Source organism: Domibacillus sp. F004 (genome assembly GCF_057814295.1).
Genome location: NZ_JBVATB010000004.1, coordinates 268,059 through 293,814, shown reverse-complemented (window position 1 = coordinate 293,814; position 25,756 = coordinate 268,059). Strand labels below are relative to the sequence as shown.

The 25,756-nt window shown below is 35.8% G+C and carries 24 protein-coding genes; 15 read left to right on the top strand and 9 right to left on the bottom strand.

What is annotated here, in order from left to right; all coding sequences use genetic code 11:
- Positions 1-1,010: 1,010 nt before the first annotated feature.
- The 3 genes from ACZYRN_RS13085 to ACZYRN_RS13075 all read right to left on the bottom strand — a co-directional run bounded on the left by ACZYRN_RS13085 (position 1,011) and on the right by ACZYRN_RS13075 (position 3,250).
- The gene (locus tag ACZYRN_RS13085) at positions 1,011-1,262 is read right to left on the bottom strand and encodes a hypothetical protein (RefSeq protein ID WP_488912028.1); all 252 of its coding nucleotides are present in this window, start codon (positions 1,260-1,262) and stop codon (positions 1,011-1,013) included.
- Between the two features lie 263 nt (positions 1,263-1,525).
- Positions 1,526-2,422 (bottom strand): DUF8189 domain-containing protein, encoded by an 897-nt coding sequence (locus tag ACZYRN_RS13080; protein ID WP_488912055.1) that lies wholly within the window; start codon positions 2,420-2,422, stop codon positions 1,526-1,528.
- Positions 2,423-2,881: 459 nt separating this feature from the next.
- Positions 2,882-3,250: a DUF4259 domain-containing protein gene (locus ACZYRN_RS13075; protein WP_488912027.1), complete on the bottom strand. Its 369-nt coding sequence runs from the start codon at positions 3,248-3,250 to the stop codon at positions 2,882-2,884.
- A gap of 145 nt (positions 3,251-3,395) precedes the next feature.
- On the opposite strand from ACZYRN_RS13075, the gene ACZYRN_RS13070 reads away from it, so the two are divergent.
- Positions 3,396-3,563, top strand: a complete 168-nt coding sequence (locus ACZYRN_RS13070; protein WP_488912026.1) for a hypothetical protein — start codon at positions 3,396-3,398, stop codon at positions 3,561-3,563.
- 114 nt (positions 3,564-3,677) lie between these two features.
- On the opposite strand, the gene ACZYRN_RS13065 is transcribed toward ACZYRN_RS13070, so the two are convergent.
- Together ACZYRN_RS13065 and ACZYRN_RS13060 are read right to left on the bottom strand one after the other, a co-directional pair.
- The gene (locus tag ACZYRN_RS13065; RefSeq protein ID WP_488912025.1) at positions 3,678-3,911 is read right to left on the bottom strand and encodes a hypothetical protein; all 234 of its coding nucleotides are present in this window, start codon (positions 3,909-3,911) and stop codon (positions 3,678-3,680) included.
- A 114-nt stretch (positions 3,912-4,025) separates the two neighbouring features.
- Positions 4,026-4,259, bottom strand: a complete 234-nt coding sequence (locus tag ACZYRN_RS13060; RefSeq protein ID WP_488912024.1) for a hypothetical protein — start codon at positions 4,257-4,259, stop codon at positions 4,026-4,028.
- Positions 4,260-4,423: 164 nt separating this feature from the next.
- Here ACZYRN_RS13060 and ACZYRN_RS13055 point away from each other — a divergent pair, with 164 nt between their 5' ends.
- Positions 4,424-4,567, top strand: a complete 144-nt coding sequence (locus ACZYRN_RS13055) for a hypothetical protein (protein ID WP_488912023.1) — start codon at positions 4,424-4,426, stop codon at positions 4,565-4,567.
- A 147-nt stretch (positions 4,568-4,714) separates the two neighbouring features.
- Here ACZYRN_RS13055 and ACZYRN_RS13050 read toward each other — a convergent pair whose 3' ends face one another.
- Positions 4,715-4,945 (bottom strand): hypothetical protein, encoded by a 231-nt coding sequence (locus ACZYRN_RS13050; RefSeq protein ID WP_488912054.1) that lies wholly within the window; start codon positions 4,943-4,945, stop codon positions 4,715-4,717.
- Positions 4,946-5,490: 545 nt separating this feature from the next.
- Positions 5,491-5,916, bottom strand: coding sequence for an SRPBCC family protein (locus ACZYRN_RS13045; protein ID WP_488912022.1), 426 nt, complete (start codon positions 5,914-5,916; stop codon positions 5,491-5,493).
- A gap of 925 nt (positions 5,917-6,841) precedes the next feature.
- Between ACZYRN_RS13045 and ACZYRN_RS13040 the strand changes: the two genes are divergently transcribed.
- From ACZYRN_RS13040 to ACZYRN_RS13010, 7 genes are all read left to right on the top strand, one after another.
- Positions 6,842-7,723, top strand: a complete 882-nt coding sequence (locus tag ACZYRN_RS13040) for a PhzF family phenazine biosynthesis protein (protein ID WP_488912021.1) — start codon at positions 6,842-6,844, stop codon at positions 7,721-7,723.
- A 508-nt stretch (positions 7,724-8,231) separates the two neighbouring features.
- Positions 8,232-9,149: an LCP family glycopolymer transferase gene (locus ACZYRN_RS13035; RefSeq protein ID WP_488912020.1), complete on the top strand. Its 918-nt coding sequence runs from the start codon at positions 8,232-8,234 to the stop codon at positions 9,147-9,149.
- A gap of 1,218 nt (positions 9,150-10,367) precedes the next feature.
- The gene (locus ACZYRN_RS13030) at positions 10,368-10,733 is read left to right on the top strand and encodes a DUF2089 domain-containing protein (RefSeq protein WP_018393054.1); all 366 of its coding nucleotides are present in this window, start codon (positions 10,368-10,370) and stop codon (positions 10,731-10,733) included.
- Positions 10,734-10,746: 13 nt separating this feature from the next.
- Entirely contained in the window at positions 10,747-11,136 is a 390-nt protein-coding gene (locus ACZYRN_RS13025; protein ID WP_488912019.1) for an SHOCT-like domain-containing protein, read from the top strand.
- 10 nt (positions 11,137-11,146) lie between these two features.
- Entirely contained in the window at positions 11,147-11,428 is a 282-nt protein-coding gene (locus ACZYRN_RS13020) for a hypothetical protein (RefSeq protein ID WP_488912018.1), read from the top strand.
- 929 nt (positions 11,429-12,357) lie between these two features.
- The gene (locus ACZYRN_RS13015) at positions 12,358-12,972 is read left to right on the top strand and encodes a GNAT family N-acetyltransferase (protein WP_488912017.1); all 615 of its coding nucleotides are present in this window, start codon (positions 12,358-12,360) and stop codon (positions 12,970-12,972) included.
- Positions 12,973-13,195: 223 nt separating this feature from the next.
- Complete coding sequence (locus ACZYRN_RS13010) at positions 13,196-13,708, top strand: DinB family protein (protein WP_488912016.1); 513 nt, start codon at positions 13,196-13,198, stop codon at positions 13,706-13,708.
- A gap of 1,943 nt (positions 13,709-15,651) precedes the next feature.
- Here the strand turns inward: ACZYRN_RS13010 and ACZYRN_RS13005 are convergent.
- Positions 15,652-15,813 carry a hypothetical protein gene (locus tag ACZYRN_RS13005; RefSeq protein ID WP_488912015.1) on the bottom strand — a complete coding sequence of 54 codons (162 nt, stop codon included), beginning with the start codon at positions 15,811-15,813 and terminating at the stop codon, positions 15,652-15,654.
- Positions 15,814-16,539: 726 nt separating this feature from the next.
- On the opposite strand from ACZYRN_RS13005, the gene ACZYRN_RS13000 reads away from it, so the two are divergent.
- Positions 16,540-17,112: a cupin domain-containing protein gene (locus ACZYRN_RS13000; RefSeq protein WP_488912014.1), complete on the top strand. Its 573-nt coding sequence runs from the start codon at positions 16,540-16,542 to the stop codon at positions 17,110-17,112.
- 552 nt (positions 17,113-17,664) lie between these two features.
- Positions 17,665-18,213: a hypothetical protein gene (locus ACZYRN_RS12995; protein WP_488912013.1), complete on the top strand. Its 549-nt coding sequence runs from the start codon at positions 17,665-17,667 to the stop codon at positions 18,211-18,213.
- A gap of 343 nt (positions 18,214-18,556) precedes the next feature.
- On the opposite strand, the gene ACZYRN_RS12990 is transcribed toward ACZYRN_RS12995, so the two are convergent.
- Positions 18,557-18,727, bottom strand: coding sequence for a DUF4352 domain-containing protein (locus tag ACZYRN_RS12990; protein ID WP_488912012.1), 171 nt, complete (start codon positions 18,725-18,727; stop codon positions 18,557-18,559).
- Between the two features lie 180 nt (positions 18,728-18,907).
- Between ACZYRN_RS12990 and ACZYRN_RS12985 the strand changes: the two genes are divergently transcribed.
- The 4 genes from ACZYRN_RS12985 (at position 18,908) to ACZYRN_RS12970 (ending at position 25,403) form a co-directional block, all read left to right on the top strand.
- Positions 18,908-19,360 (top strand): OsmC family protein, encoded by a 453-nt coding sequence (locus ACZYRN_RS12985; protein WP_488912011.1) that lies wholly within the window; start codon positions 18,908-18,910, stop codon positions 19,358-19,360.
- Positions 19,361-19,696: 336 nt separating this feature from the next.
- On the top strand, positions 19,697-19,831 hold the full coding sequence (locus ACZYRN_RS12980) for a hypothetical protein (RefSeq protein WP_018392504.1): 135 nt from the start codon (positions 19,697-19,699) through the stop codon (positions 19,829-19,831).
- Positions 19,832-20,138: 307 nt separating this feature from the next.
- Positions 20,139-21,428: a homocysteine synthase gene (locus ACZYRN_RS12975; protein WP_488912010.1), complete on the top strand. Its 1,290-nt coding sequence runs from the start codon at positions 20,139-20,141 to the stop codon at positions 21,426-21,428.
- Between the two features lie 894 nt (positions 21,429-22,322).
- On the top strand, positions 22,323-25,403 hold the full coding sequence (locus tag ACZYRN_RS12970) for an Ig-like domain-containing protein (protein ID WP_488912009.1): 3,081 nt from the start codon (positions 22,323-22,325) through the stop codon (positions 25,401-25,403).
- Positions 25,404-25,756: the final 353 nt, after the last annotated feature.

Here is a 25,756-nt window from a genome sequence, read left to right as displayed (position 1 = left end):
TTCCTCTGAATACTTCGTAAACTTTTGTCCTTTTATAGCCATAATAAAATCCCCTCCAAGTAGCAGTGTAACATTCCATGATTAACATGGTCTTTTTACACTGTCTACCTAAAGGGGATAATATCATTTTCGGTCTTTTTTCTTTGGTTAAAAATCAACAATAAAATTTAATAAATTGATAAGAACTTAGCATTTGAAAATAGAGTGGAGTAAATACTTAGTTCGATCTGTCAAAAATCGAATAAAGCGACTGTTCAAATGCTAGAAAGTGCATAGAAAAACGGCTTCATTATACAGCCATTAATCGTTCCCTTTTTTTCTTTGTTCGTTCATATCGTCAATTTTCTTCTCAGTTCTATTGAGTTGATTTCTGCGGTTCTTGTTAGAACGAAAAAATGACACGATTAATATGATAATTAGTGCAAGAAACCCAAGAGAAAATAATTGAAATAACACATCTCCAATATTAAAACTACTCAGAATAAATCCCCCTCAAAATAGCATTTTTTAAGCATTGTACTATACATTTATAAATATTTATAATCCATCTTATTAAAAACAGCAATCTTTGAGAAAACAGTCTTTAATAAAAGTAAGTACCAGTGTAAAGTCAAAATAAATACACGCCGTAGCGTGTTTATTTATTTAACCCACGTTTTTATGAATTCCAAATTTGCCACGTGTTCTTGTTAAGTAACAATAAAGTTGTTTAAAAAACGCCAGTCATGCTATTCAACAATCGGGCCATATTTTAGAATAAGAAATGAAAAGTTTACTATGCCAAGGACTCCAGAAAATCATTCGTCAGTTTTGTAACTTATCTAACTTATCTAACTTATAAAACGGGCGACAATATAATATTAACAGTTATATAAACGCGTGAAATGTATTTACTTCGGAAAAACATCTGACCAACGAATTCGCTTTCTTATGAATGTCATGCTTGGTTCATGTCTGCCGCGCAAAGTGTTATATGTTTCAGAGCTTTTTGTATTCAATTCATCTGATCGTTACCTAAGCCACTGGACAAGTGCATTGTTGTCCATCAAAAGAAATTTCTTATCTACAAAATTATGGGTAGGATCGTGCTCTTTTCGCCAATCAGAATAAGTGATCTCCATAATACGTAAAAAGGTTTTTCGCGTGGGCAAATAAGATTCAGTATCCATCTCATGAGTATACGGAAACCGACCATTTTTTTCGCGAAAATCAATGATGGATTGTTCGATTTTTTCTGGTATCCATTTTGTATTTATTTTCATCATTATCACTCCCTTAGACCCATTATAAATGGAAGGGGAGAGGATGTTTGTAAAGATTAGGTAAAGTTAATAATCAAAATCATATCTATTCGCTTACGCTTTTTGCGGTAGGGGCTTTTTTTGAAAGGCGCTGTTAATTAATTCTGTTGCTATTTCATCAAAATAAAAAGAACCATTTTCGGTTCTTTTTATTCCTTATAGACACATAAAAAAGACTCACTCAAAAAAATTTGCTTTATAGTAAGGTTTTTTTTACAGCCAGATTACGGTTTATGAAATTTTTGCCAGGTTGTCCAGGCGGCATTTGGATCGGTACTAACCTTCCACCGTGTGTGGATATCCCCGGATTGGTCCGCTACCCACATTTGCAGACGCGTGTCATTCAACGGTGCCACAGTGAAGGCGACGGGCCGGCCAGGCGCGTCGAATGGTGTCCACTGGGTCCAGGCGGAGTTCGGGTCTGTGCTAGTCTTCCACCGGGACGACAGATGGCCACCAAGTTGTAGACGCCACAATTGAACCCGCCCGTCGGGAAGATTAGCTGCCGTGATCTTGTCGTCTTCCCTCGTATCGTACCAAACACGCCACGGCACCCACTCCGAGTTGGGGTGAGTATTCTTCTTCCAAGTCGTCAACACGTTTAGTCCGGTGGTCACGAAGAGTTGTATTCGTCCGTCCCTCAGGATGCATGCCGAGATCCGCCTGATACGGTGACCGCCAGGCGGCGTGAATTCTTGCCATGGTGTCCATTCTGAGTTTTCGGCGGTAGTCTTCTTCCAGCAGGTAAAGATAGCGTTGGTCTTCAGGGTGACGAAGACTTGGAGACGTCCGTCAGGGAGAGCAACAGCTGCTACGCTTGTCACGCCAGCACCGTCCCAGAATAATTGCCATCCTGACCAGCGCCAATGAAGAATCTCCCACATCGTTCTGACGCTCGAATCGGAGTTCGCGATGACGAACGCTTGCAACAACCCACCCGCCCTTGGAAACACACTACCGACTTTCACGCCCCCAACCGGAACTGACACCTGGCGCCATGGCGTCCAGTTGGAATTTGGGTCGTATGGGTTCACCTTATTGACCATCCAGAGGGTACCATCGTTCTTGCTGATAAATACTGCTGGAGTGGGGCCGTACTCGGAATACCTATACGAAGCCATCATCCCGCTGTAAATATTGAGCACCTCCTATGTTTGTTAAACAAAAATGAATCTGCAATTGTTTATTACTACATGATTATGATTACCTCATGAGATTTATACTGCTCAAAAATTCGTATTACTACCGTGATTAAAGGGTTCAAAGAAGCGAAACGAGTGTAGATTGTTTTAAATTCCTTTTAAAGTAACTGGTGCTATAGAAAAGATTCTCTGCGAAATATCTTGAATTTGAAACTTCCAGAATAGGGGGCAAAAGCGGAAGATCGTTTTTAATATTATCTTGAAATCAAGTCTTCATGAAAAGGGCTCTTTAACGAAGTAATGAAAAAGCCCAATTCCTCTATTGATTTACGGTGAAGTTGGGCTTTTTAGTATTGGAAATTTCTTATCGTTGTAAATCCACATTTTCCTGAGGGTACCTCTTATTCATCGAACGTTTCAGCAAGTAAAAGTTAGTAGTTACTCATTGTTTAAAAGAAGTAACTTCTGTTTAAACTCATTTAAGATTTTTTTTCGTTCTTCATAATCCTTTTTACTTGCTGACTCTTCCCAAAGTTCAAGATCAGCACCACGTTCTATCAACCCGATTGCCTTTTTGCTTACCTGTTCTTGAAGACATTTTTTCTCTAATTGTATTGCAGCCAAACCAATATACACTAAAGACAGTACTTCTAGGTCATCATCGATATTAAATTCATCTAAGTATTCTTCTAAGATTATTTGTGTTGCTTCCTCAGCTGTTTGTCCTTCTTCTAAGTGATCAATAAATTCATCCCTAACATCACAAGTAGTATCATCATCAAATATTCCTGTTCCCCAGGCACCCATTTAATCACCTCTTAATTGTTTACTGCTAGTTTAACAGAAAAAATCAACAATGTTCCTTAACAAAGTCTTTTGAAAAATAAGTTTAAAACATAAGGATAGAGTCAATTAATCATACTAAACACTACTAAAGTTAAGGAGGATCGATATGAGCGATTTTGCAGAAACACCGGAAGAAACACCAACAGAACCACCAGTGGAGACACCGATAAAACCCCCGGCGGAAACACCAATAGAACCACCAGTGGAAACACCAATAGAACCACCAGTGGAAACACCAACAGAACCACCGACAAAGGATAAACCAAATAAATAATTATTTTAATTTGAAACTTTTAAGCCCCCTATCTGTTATTGATGGCGGGACTTTTTTTATTGGATCAAATTGATCAATTAAGCTAACGATACAAAAAAGACCAGCGACAGCCAGTCATCCTTGATCATTAATCACCATTGGCAAAACTTGAACCTTCATTTCTTTCCAGTTATCAAAATCAATTTCCTTTTCATGATACCAATCCAACGTACCAGGATTCCAATCATTATCGTCATCAACTATGCATTTTAAAATCTCACTAAAGAAAAGGGGTTCAGTCACTTTTTTCTCTTGGACATTCCACATTCGAAATAAACCATGAAATTTAACTGCTTCAAGTAATATCAACTTGATCATCTCCTTTTCTCATATTTCTCCGCTATTATATACCAAAGAAAATATGTTTAAAAAGTGTATTTTTGTAAAGATTAGGTAAAGAAAAAAGACCGGCCAGAGCCGATCTTATATCATCATTCCGATACACATATGATGAACTTGATCCGGTGTAGCGGTTAAGATGTCTGCCTTTACAGGTTCATCAAGTTGAGCGCATAATTTTATATAACTCATCATAAACATATCATCCTTGCCATTAGCCACGCATTCTGTCCAAAATGTAGCTTGCTGTTTGATTTGGTCTTCATTCAATTTTTCTTTCAAAACCTTACCTTCGTTAAAAAACAATTCGTTACTCATAAAAATCACCTCTAGTGCTAATATAACGAATAAATAAGACAGGATGTTTACAGCTCTGTAATGTTTCCATAAATTTTCAGCAAAGGTACGAAAATATGTTTGCTTTTATGTTGGTTGTGGAACGTTTGTTTGATATAATGGGATTAAAGAAGGGGGCTGCTGAAATGAACGGATTATTGCTTACCTCGAAGGAAGTGAAAATGCCGATTGAGATTATGTACATGGCTGCGGATAATACAATCACAAAACGACGTATTATCGTCACAGGTATGGATGACAATTATATTAAGGCCTTATTGCTTTACTAGAAAGCAAAAGCGGGCGTTCAAGCGGGAACACATTTTAGCATTTGCTAAACCATACGAAAGAAAAGTGATTGGCTATGCGTAATTCACTTCTATCTATAATACTCATTACAAAAAAGCTAACGATACAAAAAGACCAGCCGCAGCCAGTCATTCTTGCTCATTCATCATTATTGGCAAAACATCAACCTTCATTTCTTGCCAATCCTCGAAATTAATCTTCTGTTCATGAACCCAATTAAAAATACCAGGATCCCAGTCATCATCATCGACAATACTTGTTAAAATCTCGCTGAAGGAATGCGCTTCAGTCACTTCTTTACCTTTGACATTCCATAAGCGAAATAAACCTTGGTATTTAACTGCTTCAAGTAATACCAGCTTGATCAGCTCCTTTTCTTCTATTATAAATGCGATCAATTAAGCTATTGTAAATAATAAGTAAATTTAATTTAATTTTATATTGACAAAAAACCCACCTGCTTGTAACTGGGGTCAGTCACTTAAGCTGGATGGCTCTTTATTTTTTATTGACTCTATTAAAGAATGTTATTGATTTTCTTATTGAGCTAATAGGGGAGTTTAGTTGAATGGAGTAAGGATTGGTGACCTTTTTGTTGAAGGTACTTGGCCGTCATTAGACTGTATAAAACTTTGTTATCACAATCATAACCAGAAAAGTTGAAGAGTCATTTTTTCAACAGCTGCACTGCTAACGCCTTAACTTATTGAAAGAAAGATGTCAGGCACCTTCTATGGACAGTTGCCCATGAAGGGTGCCTGACACCAAGGCTTCTTACGATAATCATAAAAATAAAAAATGGCAGTATCCGTGGTTATTGAATAATCATAGCCACAGACACACGCCACTAATTCATTTTGGTGCCTTATAAAAATCATAACTAGAGCATCTCTTCTTTGCTTTTTTAAATGGTTGTTTGCTCTGCATATTTTTTGAAATTATCTAGAATTGCCTGCCATCCTTGTTGTTGTAACTCAATTGGATTCGTAGTTTCAGCATCAAAAGTTTCAATTACTTCGGTTTCGTTTTCTTGACCTTTAAAAGTGATTTTAACTTTTCTTCCATCACCCAGTGTATAAGCAATAACCTCATGTAATGTTACTTCATCATAAATTCCACCAAAATCGAAACCAAAACTGCCATCTTTGGCTTCCATTCTTGAAAGGAATTTCCCACCTGCTCTTAAATCATTCTCAGCAAATGGTGTGTGCCAGTCATCTGAAGCTTTGCTCCATTTTGTTATATGAGTTGGCTCTGTCCAATATTTCCATACCTTTTCTACTGGTGCTTGAACTGTTGTTTCTACTGTTATTTTTTTAGATGTCTCCATTTCATTTACCGCCTCTCTTAATACGAATATTTTTTAAGCGATTTGTCCACAATAGGTGCCTGACTATATAGTAGATGATTTCGAAAAGTTACGCTACTTCTTTATTGGTTCCTTTTACCACCCTTGTAATCCATTTCTACCCTTCCACTAACCTTGTAACTAGCATTGGGATTTTGAAACGGAAAATGAAGATCGATTTAAATTTTTCAGTAATATTTTATGGGGATAAAGAATTTAGTATATAGGGCTTAGGTTAGTTCACCAGTTAATAAAGCCTTTATTCTTACGGATATTTATATAGAAGAAACACGATATCTATCTAAATTAGAGGTTATCCCCTCTATTTATTGAAATGATGATTGTTTTACTTGTTATTACTGTCCTATTGTTCATTGCGATTCCGAACGTGGCGAAACAAAGCCAGAACATCAATGCAAATGGCTGATTCGCTTATTTACATATAAACGCATACAAAAGCAGGTATTATAGAAGCCAACAAAGAGGAGAGCGGATTCGATTCAAGTAACGGCGAATTTCTAGTAAAATTTCATGATGGGGCTGAAAAACAATCAAACGTATTTTAACCAAAGATTAAATAGATTGATTTTTACGATAAAGATAATGAAACGGGTAGACTAGGATGAGAAAGCCTTCAGAAGCACCTATAGCTTATTTTATGAAAGAGGACAGTGTTAGGGGAGATGAAAAGTAGAAAAACATCTATAATGGACACAAGCTGCCGTTAGATGATCACTTTGTTTTATAAAGCAGGGACGATCATATGTACATAAAGACTGGTGTTGCTTTTCTTATTGAACTAACGGAGCAGGATAGTTGAACAAATATTGTCTTTATTTTTAAAAATTTAAATGCAATAATTGGTACATTCGTTAAAATAACTAAAAAGAAAACGAGGGGGAGACTTATGGAGAAGATTAATTATTCTATTGTTGATGTGTTTTCAAAAGGAAAATATACAGGAAATCCACTCGCGGTTTTTAAAAACGCTGGAAATATTTCAGATAATGAAATGCAACAAATAGCCAAAGAAATTAATTATTCCGAAACTACTTTTATTTTGTCTGATTCAAAAAATGATGGTGGTTATGATGTTCGAATTTTTACACCTAATGAAGAGGTTCCTTTTGCTGGTCATCCGACTTTAGGAACTGCATATATCATTCAAAACGAAGTATTAGAGGAACCCTTGGATAACCTTATTTTAAACTTTAAAGGTGGTCAGATACCAGTATCATTCAATAATCAAGAAGAACTTCTATGGATGAAACAAAATGAACCAACTTTTGGTCGAATTTTAGATACAAATAAAATTTCTGATGTTTTAAATATACATAAAGAAAACATAGATGATAGATTTCCTATTCAAGAAGTTTCAACGGGGCTTCCAGTGATTGTTGTCCCACTAAAATCATTAGAAGCAGTTAAGAAAGTAAAGATAAATAGAGAAAAATATTTTGAGTTAATTGAACATACTGATGCAAAAGCAATTATGGTTTTTTCTCCAGAAACGTATAATTCGAAAAATGATTTAAATGTTCGAGACTTTGCAGATTATTATGGTGTCCCTGAAGATGCAGCTACTGGTAGTGCTAATGGATGTTTAGCTTCTTACTTAGTTAAATACCGGTATTTTGAAAATAGTGAAATAAACATTCGCGTAGAACAAGGATACGAAATCGAAAGACCTTCTTTATTGTTTTTAAAAGCAGGTGATGATAACGGGAAAATAAACGTTTATGTAGGAGGTAAAGTAGTGAAAATTGCTCAAGGTGAATGGTTTCTTTAATAACCTAACCTTTTCAACTAACGGATGCTTTAGTTGAATAAGAATAAAGAAAAAAAGACCAATTTTTTCGGTCTTTTTTCTTTGATTAAAAATTAACAGAGCCTGTTTATTAAACGTACATATTTAAGTTATGTCATAAACCCATATTTGGCTGTTTCGCTTATTTACATATAATTGCATACAAACGCAAGTATCAAAAAATTCTAGACGGGAGCGGATTCATAGTACATAAATAGAATTAATTTTTTATAAGAAAAAAGATCAACCAGCATGAATACAATGGGTAAGCCGCTAAGGTTACGTGTCCGGTATCTAAGAAAAAAGCGGCAACCCGAGAAGAACGTGTTTCTAACACAATTTGTCTGCGCACAGTACGATTTATTAAAGAACGGCTTGCTTTTTATTTTTTAGAATAAAACGAAAGCAGTATATTTGAAAAAGGCTGTTCTGAAAATTATTTGTAAGGGCATGCTATTCCCAATTCACATTTCATAAAGGAGTCGTGTCTGTGGGAAGAGGAGACAAGCGAAAAAAAAAGCGAAGTAAAAGCCGGTTTTTATTAGGTTTCTTTTTGCTCGTGCTGCTGATTGGGGCAGGAATGGCATTTTCCGTCTATCAGTCCCTCCAAAATACATTGAGCGGAGAAGTGCTGCATTCAAACAAGCGGGCGAAGGATGTGTCATTGCAGAAGAAAGAAACATTTACAGTTCTTTTGCTTGGCGTGGATGAGCGGGAAGGCGACGTAGGCCGTTCCGATACGATGCTATTTGTGTCCGTAAACGGGGAAGATAATACAGCGAAAATGCTAAGCATTCCACGGGATACACGTGTAGAGATTACAGGAAAAGGGACGAAAGATAAAATTAATCATGCCTATGCATTCGGCGGTGTGAAAATGGCAGTGGAAACAGTTGAAAACTTTCTTGATATGCCGGTGGATTATTATGTGGAAATGAACATGGAAGGCATGAAAGAGATTGTAGATGCTGTTGGCGGTGTGGAGGTGCAAAATGATTCCGCTTTTTCCTATAAGGGTGATCATTTTGCTGAAGGACGCATTACATTAAGCGGATCTGAAGCATTGAACTATATACGGATGCGCAAGGAAGATCCAAGCGGCGACTTCGGCAGACAGGCCCGGCAGCGCCATGTGATGAAAGGCATTTTAGATAAAGGAAACGACCCGGCAATCATTTTAAAATTTACAGATGTGATGCAGGCGGTTGGGGACAATGTACAAACGAATTTGTCGATCGGAGACATGCTCGCTATTCAAAAAAATTATGCATCAGCGCGTGATCACATTGAAACCGTCACAATTGAGGGTACGGGTACAAGAATTGGCGGTATTTACTATTATGTAGTGGATGATGAAGAAGTATCACATGTATCGAATGAGTTTAAAGAACATTTGAATCTCAAATAAAGAATCAATCTAAAAGAGCTACTTCTTTTTTCGATTAAAAAAGAGGCTGCAAAGCTTCAGGTAAAGAGTTAAAACAGCCTGTAAAGATGGAGTTTAGAGTTCTGAGTAATAATCAATGATGAGAAAGGAAGGGCTTAGGCTCTTTCTTTTTTGTTTTACAGAACTAATGAGAAAACTAATCAAGGATGTGAAATCGTTAGACATATAAACGCATACAAAAGCAGGTATCATAGAAGCCTAGAGAGGAGCGGTTCGATTCCAGTAACGGCGAATTTCTAGTGAAATTTCATAATGGGGCTGAAAAACAATCAAACGTATTTTAACCAAGATTAAATAGATTGATTTTTACGATAAAGATAATGAACCGGGTAGACGATGATGAGCGAGTCTTCAGAAGCATCTATAGCTTATTTTATGAAAGAGGACAGTGTTAGGGAGATGAAAAGTAGAAAAACGTCTATAATGAACACAAGCTACCTCCAGATGACCACTTTGGTTTATAAAGTAGGGACGATCATATGTACATAAAGACTGGTGTTGATTTTCTTATTGAGCTAACGGGGCAGGATAGTTGAATAAGAAAAATTTGCAATGTATAACAATATAAAGTTCTTCTTAGTGTAAAAAGACAATAAAGTTATTTAATTTTAAAACCTAAAACAAGCATACCCCCGTTCTAAATTTAGGACGGGGGTAAAAATATAGTTGTTTAATTTTCGCTATAAGATACTTCACTGTACTTAAAAATATAACAATAAAGTCGTTTGAAAATCTAAGTTTTATTCAACAATAGCGCCCTATTCTGGAATAACTAAAATATAGACTAAGTCCTCAAATCACTGCATAGTCGGAGATTAATCAACCCGTAAGCTTAATAATTTTCAAGTTCTAAATCATTAATACATCAATGCTAACGACTACTGAATCATCATCAGTTGGAATATTAATATCAAATATCCATGGATTATTAATCAGCATCTCAAAGTCTAAGTAATCGTGCTCATTATGTAACTAGGTATTTTCACCAAGAGGAATGTCTACAATTGCAACCATTATGGTAAATATAATACTTGAATGAATAATGAGAACGGATAATTAATAATATTAAATAATAAATTAATATTATTAATTTATTTAATTAAAAAATTTAAATTTTATTATTTATATTTTTAATTCCTTGTTATATAATCGAATCAACTAAAAGGAAGGAATTTCATTATGGCTTATAAAGTAATCACGAATTGTCCTGTCTGCAGTAAAACATTGAAAATTACAAAGTTGCAGTGCTCTCATTGTCACACTACGATTGAAAATGAGTTTGAATTATCTAAGCTGGCATCCTTATCAAAGGATCAGCTTCATTTTGTGGAAGTATTTTTAACATGCAGAGGGAATATCAAAGAAGTTGAAAAGGAACTGGGGATTTCGTATCCAACGGTTCGAGGAAAGCTAACAGACATCATTTCATCCCTTGGATATGTGCAGAAGAAGAAAAATGAAGTAGACGAGAAAAAAGTTGTCACCATGTTGGAAAATGGCGAAATCACACCAGAAGAAGCCATTAAGCTCTTAAAAGAGGAATAGGGAGGAATTTATCATGAAAGAGGAAATTACAAGAGTGCTAACAATGGTTCAAGAAGGGAAGATTGATGCAGATAAGGGATCAGAACTGATTCAAGTATTAAAAGAGAAAGAAGAAACAGGTAATAAGCTTTTTGAAAAAACGACTAAATATTTAGATAAAACATTAAAAATTCGTGTTGTATCAGCCGAAAATGATAACGTCACGGTCAATTTGCCTATAAAACTTGTCAAGGTAGTATTAATGGCTGGACACAGCATCGCAGCGAGTATTCCTCAATCGGAAAAATACGTTAAAGATATAGACATAAGCCTTATTATTGAAGCAATCGAAAACGAATTAGATGGCCAAATTGTTGATATTAAATCGGCAAACGGGGATACCGTTTCAGTCATCATTGATTAGTGATTTGCTTATGATGCATGTAAAAGTGAAAGCAAAAGACGTTCGGTTTACCATCCCAATTCCATATGCCATTTTAAACATTGCTATTTCAATTTTGTCTTCAAAATTTTTTCAGCAAAATGCAAACAAATGGACAAAAGAGCACTTCGAAAGAAAAAAACTGGACTTTACCTTTCCACTAATAGACAAAAAAACGCTAAAGCCTATCGTCAAGGAACTGAAAAACTATAAGGGGATCGTGCTAGTAGATGTCAAAGCTAAGGACGGTACTGAGGTTAAGGTTAGACTATAATTTATTATAGAATACACCGACCATTGACTGGCAATTTGAAGAAAAAGCCTAATTTCTCGCTTACAATACCGAGAAAATTGTAAAAAGACAATAAAGTTATTTAATTTTAAAAGAACTATTCTTCACTAAATTAATGAAGTGTCACTTCAACTTAACGAAATAGACTTTATAATCAGAACTGAAAGTATAATTCACTTATAAATGAATTATACCGACTCACATTGTGATAAATTGTACTTAAACAAACGGGTGCGTTAGTTGAATAAGAATAAAGAAAAAAAGACCAATTTTTTTCGGTCTTTTTTATTTGGTTAAAAATCAACAATAAAATTTAACAGAGCCCGTTTATTAAACGTACTTATTTAAGCTATGCCATAAACCCATGTTTACCTGTTCTGCTTATTTACATATGGTAGCGTACAAAAGCAGGTATAGTAAAAGCTTAGAGTGGAGCGGATTCGATTCACTCTAAGCTAATTTCTAGTAAAATTTCATAATGGGGCTGAAAAACAATTAAACGTATTTTAACCAGAATTTAAATGGATTGATTTTTATGATAAACATAATAAAACGGGTAGACGATGATGAGCAAGTCTTCAGAAGCACGTGTAACCTATTTTATGAAGAAGGTAGTGTGAGTAAGATGGGAAAATGGGGAAATGGGAAAACGCCTATAGAGGACATACACTGCCGTCAGATGATCGCTTTGGTTTATAAAGCAAGAACGATCATATGTATATAAAGACTGGTATTGATTTTCTTATTGAACTAACGGGGCAGGTTAACACAACAATGAGATTGTCATTATGGCGGTATTTTTTACTAAAGCAGTAGTCATTTTCACTGTTTTGAGAAAAACTAATTTGCAATGTAGCATTTTGATTTTACAATGAAAAATATTCATTCATTAAAAATAAGGAGTATCATATATGCAATCAAAGGATTATAAGTTTACAATAGTCAAAGCCAATAAAACAGATTTAGATGTAAGAAAAATGATGGCTGAAATTTTTGCAGAAGGCTTTACACAATGGCTTATCTTTTTTTCCAAAGATAAAAACGTTATTGCAAAGGCTTTTGCTCATATGTTTATTTTAGATCAATTTTATGTAGCTATAGCAAATGGCGAAATTGCTGGAGTTACGGCATGTACAGATGGAAAAAAAAGATCGGTAAGATTAAATAAAAAAGAGTTGAGAAAGCACTTAGGTTTCTTCAAGGGAAGCATGGCAGGAATCTTTTTAAAAAAGGAATTTGAAGCTCCTTATGAAAACTTCCCTCCAAATACTGGATCAGTTGAATTTGTTGGAACAGCTCCGAAATTCCGTGGACAGGGTGTAGCATCTCAAATCATCCAACATATCATCGAAAATACACCGTACAATGATTACGTCATTGAAGAAGTTGCAGATACGAATACACCGGCAATGCGATTGTATAAGAAACTGGGTTTTGAAGAATACAAAAGAAAGCCTATCCCGGAAAAGATAGCCAAGAAAATTCGAATCAATAATTTTTTGTCTTTGAAGTATGTAAAAAGATAATGTAAAGAAAAACAGCAAAATAGGGGGGGAATGAAAAAAATAATAATGTCTTCTTCTCTTATTCTTGTTTTTGTTCTTTTAATAACAGGATGTCAATCAAATAATATTGAAGAAGTGGTAAATATACACGGTGATATATAATACTCAAAGAATACTTTTCATCGTGGAGAATATATACAGAATAGGAACCTAGATATTTACTTTCTGATGAAGGGAGAATTTCATGAGTAATTTAGTAAATGACAATCTGTATGAAACGAGAAATAACTTAGTAAAGGAGATTACTTCATTAAGTTATACTCAATTTAATGGTAGGCTTGGTATGAATATGTGGAGTATAGCACAAGTTTGTCATCACTTAGTTTTAGTGGAACAGGCAACAATAAAGGCTATTGCATGGGGATTAAAAAAGGTTGATAATACTCAAAAAGAACGTAAAAACGTTCATCTTATGTTGGATCGAACGAAAAAGTTTAAAGCTCCCGAAATCGTTGAACCAGATGTAGAACCATTTGAAGTTCAGTCAATCATTGATTTGTTAAACGATTCGAGAAAAAAATTTCTGACTTTCCTTAGTACAATAGAGGATAAATCGATATTGGCGGAAAAATCATTTAAGCATCCTGCCTTAGGTGAATTACCACTTGACCAATGGATTGAACAGATATATTTGCATGAACAGCGACACACAGAACAAATAAAAGAGATAAAATTACTTTTAGATGCGAGGAACTAAACTTATGATTATCAACAGATTCCTGTTTAAGTAAAGGGGAAAAAGAAATTTTAACTATGTGAAATAATATACTTAAAGTAACGGGTAGCGTTAGTTCAAGAAGACATGCAAAATAGACCGCTTTTTTTCGGTCTTTTTTATTTGGTTAAAAATCAACAATAGAATTTAACAGAGCCTGTTTAGTAAACGTACTTATTGAAACTATGTCACACACCCATATTTACCTGTTCTGCTTATTTACATATGGTTGCATACAAAAGCAGGTATTATAGAAGCTTAGCAGGGAGCGGATTCTATTCACTTAATGGCGAATTTCTAATGAAATTTCATAATGGGACTGAAAAACAATTAAACGTATTGTAACCAGAGTTTAAATGGATTGATTTTTATGATAAACATGATGTAATAGGTAGAGGATGATGAGCAAGTTTTGGAAGCACGTATAACCTATTTTACAAAGACGGTAGAATAGATTAGGCGAAAACGGATAAATGCTTTCAGAATACATATGCAGCCACTAGATGCTCCCTTTGGCAGATCACACAATGTACATGTAAAAAGAACGCTAACCGAAATGATTAACGTTCTATACATGATGGAAGGGAACACGCAGGTGGCGGATATCTGGTGATCACAGTATTAGATTCAAAAAAACGATCTCTGATTATGCGAAAGCCCAGACGCTTCTAAAGTAAGACTGAACGATACGATTACGAAGGTCAGGCTCAGTGTTTTAATATAGAGTTGGAGTCGGAGAACAATGGAAGGAAACAATATCTCCTAAAGCAACCGAATAATGATTCCATCTTCCGCCGAAAAACCTATAGCCATAAACTCTTGATTCCCCGACAGTCGTCAAAAAAAACCAGAAATTGTCTCCGTTTCTAAGCCACAAATACGTGAAACTATACAAACAATGTTGAAGACCCCAGGGATTCATTCGAGGTTCACTCCTTATTGAAATTAGACTTTTAACCAGTTTATGCTCAGGGTCAAAGCTTAGATTGGATGTATGCCTAGTAGCCCACCTAAATTCAAATATGAATGAAGAAGCTTATATGAAATTGTTTATGGATTGGGCAACTATTTTTATTGAGAACGGTATCTCTAATCCAAAGGAAATTATGAACAGTTTAAATAAGCCATGGAGTTGTTCAACTAACGGGGGCGTTAGTTTAAGAAGACCTATAAAAAAGAGCGATTTTTTTCGGTCTTTTTTCTTTGGTTAAAAATTAACAGAGCCTTTTTATTAAACGTACTTATTGAAACCATGTCACACACTCATGTTTACCTGTTCTGCTTATTTACATATAAACGCGTACAAAAGCAGGTATTATAGAAGCCTAGAGGGGAGCGGATTCAAGCAAAGGCGAAGTTCAAGTAAAATTTCATGATGGGACTGAAAAACAATTAAACGTATTTTAATCAAAGTTTAAATAGATTGATTTTTACGATAAAGATAATGAAACGGGTAAACTAGGATGAGAAAGCCTTCAGAAGCACCTATAGCTTATTTTATGAAAGAGGACAGTGTTAGGTTAGGGAGATGAAAAGTAGAAAAACGTCTATAATGAACGCAAGAGGTCGCCAGATGATCTCTTTGTTTTATAAGGCAGGGACGATCATATGTACATAAAGACTGATGTTGATTTTCTTATTGAGCTAACAGGGCAGGTTAGTGCAATAATTTATCTTTAACAATGTATAAATCACCTAATCAAAATTTTAGTGGTTACACACGTTAGTTAAAAAATATGAGCAACGAGGAGATTACGGAAATGAGAATCCCAACTTATCAGATTGAGGCATTAACGCATGAACAATTTAAAGGAAGTTCGGGATTTTATCAATGCCGAACACAGCTTAAATCCCCAAATTAAGAAATATGCGTAAAAAAAGTCCCGGATCTATTGAATGCGACCGAGGCTTTTTTGAATGTGAATTTAGTGGTCGTCCTGTTGTGTAGGATCATTTTGTTGATTCTCTTGCAGTTCGTTATTATTTCCGTTATCTTGCCCGCCACCATTTCCACAGCCAGCTAGTCCGAGTATCAACGTGGTGGAAATTCCGCTAAGAAATAAATATTTTTTAAAATTAGACATCATTTTAAATTCTCCTTTGATTTATTTAATTATCAGACGTAGCGTACCCAGTATTTTAATTAATAAACAAAAGTTTGAAAAAAAAGCTGTGATAAAATTTCGCATCCAATCTTGCTATTTTTTGTTTTACGGAGTTAATTAGTAGAGAATTAAAAGGAAATCAAAAAAGGATGCGAAGTTTTTATACATATAAACGCATACAAACGCAGGTATTATAGAAGCCAACCAAGAGGGGAGCGGATTCGATTCACGTAACGGCGAATTTCTAGTGAAATTTCATAATGTGGCTGAAAAACAATCAAACGTATTTTAACCAAAGATTAAATAGATTGATTTTTACGATAAAGATAATGAAACGGGTAGACTAGGATGAGTAAGCCTTCAGAAGCACGTGTAGCCTATTTTATGAAGAAGGTAGTGTGAGTAGATGGGAGTAGATGGGAAAATGGGAAAAAGCTTATAGTGGACATGAGAAGCGCTAGATGATCTCTTTGTTTTATAAAGCAGGGACAATCATATGTACATAAAGACTGGTGTTGATTTTCTTATTGAGTTAACGGGGCAGGTTAGTTGAAGAATAATGTTTGATCTTTGTTCAATAACCAGACCATTTACTAAAATAAGTATTTTAGGCTAAAACGCTTGCTTTAAATAAGTCACCCTGAATCTGAGTACATTCCCTTAACAGGTGCATAGGATAATTTTATAAACTGTGAAGGGATTGAGTAAATGTATTACGTTCCTTATATATATCGATATCAATATCCTTATTATGTTAATGTACCAATGTATAACGGGGGAAGACAGTCTGTTTACCAGACTTTTCCTAATGGGATAGAGCAGGCAAACCGATTTGATTCTTTTCGCTCCTCCAAAGGTAATGAAAGTATTTTGTTAACAGATTATGGCTCAAAACCATTTGTCGTTAATATCAATGAAGCCACGAAGCAAAACAATACGTATCGTACTGCATTATGGACAGGAACACATTTACAGGTTACTTTAATGAGTCTCAAAGTTGGCGAAGATATCGGTTTGGAAATGCATCCTAACGTTGATCAATTCTTACGTATTGAGCAAGGTCAGGGGATTGTTCAAATGGGCAAGAGTAAAGATAATTTAAACTTTGAAAGAAATGTCTATGATGATTCTGCAATAATGTTACCTGCTGGAACATGGCATAATCTAACCAATACAGGTAATATTCCGCTAAAACTTTACTCGATATATGCTCCTCCTAACCATCCATTTGGTACTGTTCATGTTACCAAAGCAGATGCATTAGCTGCGGAAGAAGACTAGGGTGATTAATTAATTTCTTCCTGTCCTAACGGGTGCGTTAGGACAGAAGTACATACAAAAAAGACCATTTTCGGTCTTTTTTATTTGGTTAAAAATCAACAATAAAATTTAACAGAGCCTTTTTATTAAACGTACTTATTGAAATTATGTCACACACCCATGTTTACCTGTTCTGCTTATTTACATATAAACGCATACAAAAGCAGGTATCGTAGAAGCCTAGAGTGAAGCGGATTCAAGTAACGGCGAATTTCATGATGGGACTGAAAAACAATTAAACTGAAACAGATAGATTATGACGAGCAAGCCTTCAGAAGCACGTGTAGCTTATTTTATGCAGAATGTAGTAGTTAGTAGAGATGAAAAATGGAAAAACGCTTACGGAGGACACAAGCTGCCGTTAGATGATCACTTTGTTTTATAAAGCAGGGACGATCATATGTACATAAAGACTGGTGTTGATCTTCTTATTAAGCTAACGGGGCAGGTTAGTTGAACAAACACTTTTATATTTTTTTCATAAAATATTATAAAACAGTAGGAGGTGATGATATGAAGGAAAAACATCATCAATGTTCTTGCGGTAAACCAAAATGCAATTTTAATATACCAGCAGAATGTGATTGTAAGTCTAAGTTTGATATTAGAGAAGATGTTACTGCTCTTATTAATGGAATACCAGAACAAGGAACATTATTTTTCAAGGGTAGGGTTTGTCCTGATTGTAATAACAAGAACAGTATTTTTACTCTTAAATTTCGGGACAGTGATCAATCAGATGGCGACCAAAGTTTTACTTTAAAACCACTTGCTATAAACCCACCGCTTTGTGGTACTAGTGGTGACAACTTTTTCCAACAAAGTTGTGGTGTTGGAATTTTTGACCCTGTTGACGGGGATAAACAAGCAGTAACGTTTGAAGTACTCTTAATTGAAACACTTGGTACTGGAGATGATTTCTTCGGGATACTTATATTGGGGTTATGTGGTTCTTCTTTCCTTATTTCAATTGAGTCCGCTGTTCCAGACGAAGATATTAAGGTTAAAGAATGTGATGAGACAGATGAATGTGAAGAACATGATGAAGAAACAGATGAATGATATTTTTAGATTTAAATACAAAAAAGACCAATTTTTTCGGTCTTTTTTCTTTGATTAAAAATTAACAGAGCCTGTTTATTAAACGTACTTATATAAGTTATGTCATAAACCCATATTTGGCTGTTTTGCTTATTTACATATAAACGCGTACAAAAACAGGTAATATAAAAGCGTACAAGGGAGCGGACTCACCATAAATCTCTTTTTGAAATGTATGCTCTTTATTGAAGGTTGATAACGCCTGTTTCTGTACCGAATACACCAGTTTGTACTTGCATTTGTGGATTTGGAAGGTCTGCCGGTACATCGAATACAACATATCCTTCAAGTGTCACGTTTGGATTTACGCTTTCATAGAAAAATCAGCGTTTTCATTTGAATAAATGGCTGCTGAACTGTCTGATTCATATGTCTTTCCATCTGACAGCAATTTAAGGAAGGATGAATCCACTGTGATTGCTTCGTTTCCTTCGTTAAGTACGCTAACTTTTACAATAGTAAACTGACTTTTCACATTAACCTTTCAAGTATCTATATTGTCATTTCTTATAAGGTCCCCATATTGAAAAGATAAATAACAATCAAAAATAGTTGACTATAAGAAATGATATGATATATACTTAAAAACATATAAAATTAATCGGAATTATAATTTTCTGTTATCAATAAAAATGAAAAAAGGGAGCGATCTATCATGGCATTATCAACATTTAAAGCCAAAACAGTTTTAAAAGAAAATGTGTTAGTGGAAGCTGAAGCCAGAGGACATAAGGTAATTATCGATGAGCCCACCAATTTAGGCGGCACAGATAAAGGGATGAATCCGGTTGAGCTTCTTCTTTCTGCTCTAGGTGCTTGCCAGTCAATTGTAGCGAGAACTTATGCGAAGAAATTTGGGATTGATCTGCAAAATTTTTGGGTTGAATTAGAAGGAGATATTGACATTGATGGTTTTCTTGGCAAATCTGATGTGCGACCTGGTTTTCAATCAATAAGATATACATTCCATATTGAAACAACAGCACCTGAAGAAAAAATTGAAGCATATAAAGAATATATTGAAGCACATTGTCCTGTAGGAGATACAATTGCAAATACAGTTAATCTTGCTTCCGCTAAAGTAGTGGTTGAGAACCTAGTTAGATAACTTTAGCTGTCAGTATCACAAAAAGGGAACCCGTTGTAAAAAGTGAAAATAAAGAGCCTTATTCTTCTTATTAAGGGAATAAGGCTTTTTTGGTTATTCGCAGGTGGATTTCATATTTTGTATAGAAAATCAGATGTAAAAGACTTTATCATCCCATCAGAGGCAAGTTTATTAGTCAAGCCGCTCAGGCAATGCTGTCACAAGCAAATGAGCTACTGTAAATAACAAGTAAATTTAATTTTGCAGAAATGAAAAATCCGTCTGCAGAGTTAGGATAGTTTCGTGGACACAGTTTAATTAAGTCCTTACAATTATTTTTGAGAGGATGTATCCGGATTGAAACGTAAACCAGCAGGGAAAAAATATCGTGATGATTTTAAGAAAACGATTGTGGATCTATACCACTCTGGGAACTTGCTCAAGGAATTAAGCAGCGAATATGGCATATCAGACGTAACGATTTATAAGTGAATCAAAGAATTTACACCTATCGGTTCAGGAGAAGAAGCCTTTACACCAAAAGAATTAGCCGAGATGCAGAAAGAAAAAAGAAGTCAGCCATGCGCAATACATAGACTATCCATCAGCAAAGTTAGCTTTATTTCGATTTTTATATACAGATTATTGACTCAGATCTAATCCAATCCTTTTTTGTATTATTCATAAAAATTCTTACTATGCTAACAGAAAAATAAAGGAATTGTAGAAAATAGAATAACTTCATTGTATAATGCTTGAATATCCAGAATACACAAATTATAGAAATGAGGATTTGATGATGAAGGAAAAACATTTATTAGGATTTGAAACAATTGCACTTCATGGAGGACAAGTACCCGACCCAGCTACAAATTCTAGAGCAGTTCCTATTTACCAAACAAGTTCATATGTTTTCAACGATACAGATCATGCTGCAGACTTGTTTTCTTTAAAAGAACCCGGCAATATTTATACACGTATTATGAATCCTACTCATGATGTTTTTGAACAGCGTGTTTCTCAACTAGAAGGTGGAGTAGGTGCGTTAGCTACTTCATCCGGACAGTCAGCTATTACATATTCTATTTTGAATATTGCGGAATCAGGAGATGAAATTATCGCTTCTAGTAGTCTGTATGGGGGTACATATGCTTTATTTGCCCATACTTTGCCAAAGCTTGGGATTAAAGTTCACTTCGTTGATGTAGATGATCCAGCTCAATTCCAGGAAAAAACGAACGATAATACAAAAGCCGTATTTATAGAAACAATTGGAAATCCCCGAATTGATATTGCGGATATTCAATCAATTGCCGATGTTGCCCATGCAAATAATGTTCCACTTATCGTCGACAATACATTTGCTTCTCCTTATTTATGCAGACCTATTGAACATGGCGCAGATATTGTGGTTCACTCAGCTACAAAATTTATTGGTGGCCACGGAACCTCAATTGGAGGTGTTATTGTAGATTCTGGAAGATTCGATTGGGATAACGGGAAATTTTTAGGTTTGTCAGAACCAGACCCAAGTTATCATGGGCTAATTTATACAAAAGCACTGGGATCGCTGGCTTATATTACAAAAGCACGGGTTACTTTGCTTAGGGACATTGGAGCTTGTGCTTCGCCATTTAATACCTTCCTATTTCTTCAAGGATTAGAAACTCTTCCTTTGCGGATGGAGCGCCATGTAGAAAATACCCTTAAGGTGGCAAAGTTTTTAGAAAAACATCCGTACGTCTCCTGGGTTAATTACCCGGGTCTTGACTCAAATCCTTATCACGAACTTGCTCAAAAGTATTTACCGAAAGGAGCAGGATCTATCTTCACATTTGGCATTAAAGGTGGTGTAGAAGAAGGGAAGAAATTTATTAACAATGTGAAGATTTTTAGTCATTTAGCAAATGTTGGTGATGCAAAATCATTAGTCATTCACCCTGCCAGCACGACTCACCAACAGCTGGATGAAGAAAGTCAGTCGAAAGCCGGTGTTACTCCAGATATGATTCGTCTTTCTATCGGTATTGAAACAATCGATGATATTCTTTATGATCTAGATCAGGCTCTCCAGGCCAGCCAGCAATAATTAATTACCCCCAACTGATCATAAACTAATTAAAAACGCTATTCTATCAGTTTGTAATGATAGAGTAGCGTTTTTAATTGAAAGAAATAACAGAATTTGGGAGCCATTTTGTTAAATATACTTTTGCTTTTTTTATTGAAGAAAAGTTTTTAAATCATGAAAATATGAAAAAGAGAGATGTAGAAGAAACACTTAGAGGTCATCACCTCTGATTATTGAGATGATGATTGTTTTACTTGTTATTACGGTTTTGTTGTTTATTGCGATTCCGAATGTAGCAAAACAAAGCCAAAATATCAATGCAAAAGAATGCGACGCTTTTGCGCATATAAACGCATACAAAAGCAGGTATTATAAAGAACAGCAGACTATACCTTCTATGTAAAGAAACCCGAGTCACGTTAGCCGGGGTTTCTTTTCTTCTTAAATCTTTTTTGTTTTTCATAATGTTTTTCTTCATAATTTCTCTTATAAAAATCATATTTTCAAATCCTACTCTAAAAGAGAAAAGTCAGTCTGCTTAAACAAATCAATTAAATAAAAAAGACTGCCCAATCTGGCCTTCTTAATCTTTTAAACAAGGACTGTCCATTTATCTAAGCTTATATATAAGAAAATGTTCACACAGAGAGTAAATTAATAGTACAATAGGCTTGTTGGTAAATTTAACTATAAAATGAGGGATAAGGAATAATAAAATATTAAAATTGGAGAGAATTAATGTGGTTAAATAAAATCAATTTCTTTTCGTATTAATTCGTGAAGTAGGAGTGTTTAAAAAAATACGATAGTTAATTTACGCTAGCTGGAATGAATTTTTATAAGAAATAAATCTAAGAAAATAAAATGGGAATCATCTGGGGTTTTAGAGGTGATTAATTTGGAGGGAAAATTATGAAGAAGAAGAGCGGTTTAATATTTTTGATACTTTTTTATATTTTATCTATAAGTTTTAGTAGTGTTCCAGCTAAAGCAAATAGTATTGAAGGAATTAAATTTATCAAGGTTGAGAAAAAAAATCTTTTAATCCCCAATTCTCAAACTATAACTGTTAGCCTTAACGATAATAGTTGGGTGAAGCGTGTCCTAGTAAACTATAAAAATCCAGATGGATATAATCAAGTAGCCTTATATAGAAATAATGAAGTTCATTTAAGCGATGCGGAATTTAAAGGGGATACTATGTCTTACTTTGCTTCAGAAGGTGATTGGAGCGTTGTCTCTTTATTGGTTGAGAAACTTGATGGATCATGGAAATATTATGGTGACATTGAAGACGGCGGTATGTATCAATTAGACGATGGGAATTTTTCAACTTATTCTTCAGATATTGAAGGTCCTGTGTTTAACTCCATACATGTCGACAATCCTGCTGTATTACCTGGGGGTTCCGTAATAGTAACGGTAAACGCACAAGATAAGCTTAGTGATATTCAAAGTATAAGTTTGGAATACAAGTTACCTAATAATATGTATATGAGTTTGTCTCCTACAAGCATTGGAAACAATCAATATCAACTAAATATTCCATCTTATTTGACCAGTGGAAATCAAGGGCTAGGAAAATTCGAGTGCGTTTCTATCACTCTTAAAGATGCCTACAATAACAACACATTGATTATTGACCATAGCTATTATAGCACAGGGGATTTAAGTGGGGGGGACTTCGTGGTTGCAGAAAAAGATACAACCGCACCAGTGTCACCAATAATAAATGAAGTTACCGACCAATCTACAAGTGTTACAGGAACAGCGGAAGCCGGTTCTGTCGTAACAGTGAAAGCTGGAATAACTGTGTTAGGAACAGCAACAGCAACGTCCGAAGGGAACTATGCAGCAATGATCTCTCAGCAAAAAGCCGGAACAAAACTTCTTGTAACAGCAACCGACGAAGCAGGAAATATAAGTGAAGCAGTAGAGGTAACGGTAAAAGACGTGACTGCACCAGGTGTTCCAAGTGTAAATGAAATAACGGAAACCACTACAGAAGTGACAGGAACAGCGGAAGTGGGTACAACCATTAGTGTGAAAGCAGAAACAACAGTATTAGGTACAACGAAAACAGGAACTGATGGAAAGTACAGTGTACCTATTCCGAAGCAAGCAGCCGGAACGAATATTATTGTGATAGCCACAGATGCAGCAGGAAATAGTAGTGAAACAGTAACTGTAACAGTAAAGGATAAAACGGCCCCATCTGCTCCAACGGTGAATGAAGTTACTGACCAATCTACAAGTGTTACAGGAACAGCGGAAGCCGGTTCTGTCGTAACAGTGAAAGCAGGAAGCATGGTGTTAGGAACAGCCACAGCAACAAACGACGGCAAGTACACAGTGGTGATTGCCAAGCAAAAAGCGGGAACGAAGTTAGCCGTCACAGCGACTGATGCAGCAGGAAACGTAAGTAAAGTAACAGAAGTGACGGTAAAAGATAAAACGGCTCCATCATCACCGACGGTGAATGAAGTCACGGAAACATCAACAAGTGTGACGGGAACAGCGGAAGCCGGTTCTGTCGTAGCAGTGAAAGCAGGAAGCATGGTATTAGGAACAGCCGTAGCAACAAGCGAGGGCAAGTATACAGTAATGATTGTGAAACAAAAAGCGGGAACGAAGTTAGCCGTCACAGCAACCGATGCAGCAGGGAATGTAAGTGCAACGACAGAAGTGACGGTAAAAGATGTGACAGCTCCATCACCACCGACGGTGAATGAAGTCACGGAAACTTTTACAAGTGTTACAGGAACAGCAGAAATTGGTGCGATTATTAGTGTGAAAGTAGGAACTATAGTATTAGGTACAGCGAACACAGGAATGGACGGAAAGTACAGTGTACCTCTTCTAAAGCAAAAAGCGGGAACGAATCTTACTGTGATCGCCACTGATGCAGCAGGAAATAGTAGTGAAACAGTAACTGTAACAGTAAAGAGAAAGGACACTACTGCTCCATCTACTCCAAAAGTGAATGAAGTTACCGACCAGTCTATTAGTGTTACAGGTTTGGCAGAAGCCGGTACAGAGATCACTGTTAAAACAGGCAGTACCATCTTAGGTGCAGAAACTGCAACTACCGAAGGTAAATATGCCGTTACGATTACAAAACAAAAAGTGGGAACCAAGCTAACAGTAATTGCAACAGACACATCAGGAAACATAAGTAAAGCAGCAAATGTAATCGTTCAAGATAAAACAGCACCAACCGCACCGATAGTGAATCTGGTAAGCGATCTGGACAAAACAGTGACGGGAACAGCGGAAGCGGGATCAACCGTGATTGTCAAAGCGGCGGGAAATAAGAAGACTTATAAAGCAACCGTGAAGAAAGATGGGACATACAAAGTAACAATTGCCGCACAAAAAGCAGGGACTATCGTAGAAGTGACGGCTATAGATAAAAACGGAAATGTGAGCAGCCCAACAATTGTAACTGTACTAGACAAGACCGCACCGGCAGTACCAAAAGTGAATGTGGTAAATGACCAAGATGAAAGAGTAACTGGAACAGCAGAAGCAAATTCAACGGTTACAGTGAAAGTAGGCAATACGGTTTTAGGCACAGCAGCTGCAACTAGCGAAGGGAAGTATACGGCTACGATTAATAAACGAAAAGAAGGCACCGTATTAACAGTAACTGCTACAGATGCAGCAGGAAACACTAGTAAAGCAGGAGAAACAACAGTAAAGGATGGAACACCGCCAGCAGCCCCAACGGTGAATCCGATAAGTGATCGAGACAAGATAGTAACTGGCACAGCAGAAGCAGGATCAAACGTGATTGTCAGAGCGGCGGGAAGCAAGAAGACGTATAAAGCAAGCGTGAAGAAAGATGGGACATACAAAGTAACAATCGCTTTACAAAAGGCAGGAACAATTATAGAAGTGACCGCTACAGACAAACAAGGGAATATAAGTATTCCTACTACTGTAAGCGTTCAAGACAAGGCTGCATTAGCAAAACTAAAAATCCATCCATAAACCACAACTTATTATGTAGAGAGTTTAACATTAATACAAGCTAAGCAAACAGCTCAACAACTATTACAGTTATTAAAATAAAGACAGGAGGGGCTTACGCTCTTCCTGTTTTTGTTTTACAGAGTTAATTGAAAAAGAGAGAATAAAAATCAAATAAGGATGTTGCATTTTTATTCATATAAACGCGTACAAACACAGGTATCGTAGAAGCCTAAAGGAGAGCGGATTCGATTGACGTAACGGCGAATTACTAGTAAAAATTTTATAAGGGGACTGAAACAGATAGACTAGGGTAAACAAGCCTTCAGAAGCATTTGTAGCCTATTTTATGAAGAAGGCAATATTAGAGGAGA

Coding starts and splice junctions, on each gene's coding strand:
- ACZYRN_RS13085 (WP_488912028.1), bottom strand. CDS start 1,262: ATGAAAATAAATACAAAATGGATACCAGAAAAAATCGAACAATCCATC.
- ACZYRN_RS13080 (WP_488912055.1), bottom strand. CDS start 2,422: ATGGCTTCGTATAGGTATTCCGAGTACGGCCCCACTCCAGCAGTATTT.
- ACZYRN_RS13075 (WP_488912027.1), bottom strand. CDS start 3,250: ATGGGTGCCTGGGGAACAGGAATATTTGATGATGATACTACTTGTGAT.
- ACZYRN_RS13070 (WP_488912026.1), top strand. CDS start 3,396: ATGAGCGATTTTGCAGAAACACCGGAAGAAACACCAACAGAACCACCA.
- ACZYRN_RS13060 (WP_488912024.1), bottom strand. CDS start 4,259: ATGAGTAACGAATTGTTTTTTAACGAAGGTAAGGTTTTGAAAGAAAAA.
- ACZYRN_RS13055 (WP_488912023.1), top strand. CDS start 4,424: ATGAACGGATTATTGCTTACCTCGAAGGAAGTGAAAATGCCGATTGAG.
- ACZYRN_RS13045 (WP_488912022.1), bottom strand. CDS start 5,916: ATGGAGACATCTAAAAAAATAACAGTAGAAACAACAGTTCAAGCACCA.
- ACZYRN_RS13040 (WP_488912021.1), top strand. CDS start 6,842: ATGGAGAAGATTAATTATTCTATTGTTGATGTGTTTTCAAAAGGAAAA.
- ACZYRN_RS13030 (WP_018393054.1), top strand. CDS start 10,368: ATGGCTTATAAAGTAATCACGAATTGTCCTGTCTGCAGTAAAACATTG.
- ACZYRN_RS13025 (WP_488912019.1), top strand. CDS start 10,747: ATGAAAGAGGAAATTACAAGAGTGCTAACAATGGTTCAAGAAGGGAAG.
- ACZYRN_RS13020 (WP_488912018.1), top strand. CDS start 11,147: ATGATGCATGTAAAAGTGAAAGCAAAAGACGTTCGGTTTACCATCCCA.
- ACZYRN_RS13015 (WP_488912017.1), top strand. CDS start 12,358: ATGCAATCAAAGGATTATAAGTTTACAATAGTCAAAGCCAATAAAACA.
- ACZYRN_RS13010 (WP_488912016.1), top strand. CDS start 13,196: ATGAGTAATTTAGTAAATGACAATCTGTATGAAACGAGAAATAACTTA.
- ACZYRN_RS13005 (WP_488912015.1), bottom strand. CDS start 15,813: ATGATGTCTAATTTTAAAAAATATTTATTTCTTAGCGGAATTTCCACC.
- ACZYRN_RS13000 (WP_488912014.1), top strand. CDS start 16,540: ATGTATTACGTTCCTTATATATATCGATATCAATATCCTTATTATGTT.
- ACZYRN_RS12995 (WP_488912013.1), top strand. CDS start 17,665: ATGAAGGAAAAACATCATCAATGTTCTTGCGGTAAACCAAAATGCAAT.
- ACZYRN_RS12985 (WP_488912011.1), top strand. CDS start 18,908: ATGGCATTATCAACATTTAAAGCCAAAACAGTTTTAAAAGAAAATGTG.
- ACZYRN_RS12975 (WP_488912010.1), top strand. CDS start 20,139: ATGAAGGAAAAACATTTATTAGGATTTGAAACAATTGCACTTCATGGA.
- ACZYRN_RS12970 (WP_488912009.1), top strand. CDS start 22,323: ATGAAGAAGAAGAGCGGTTTAATATTTTTGATACTTTTTTATATTTTA.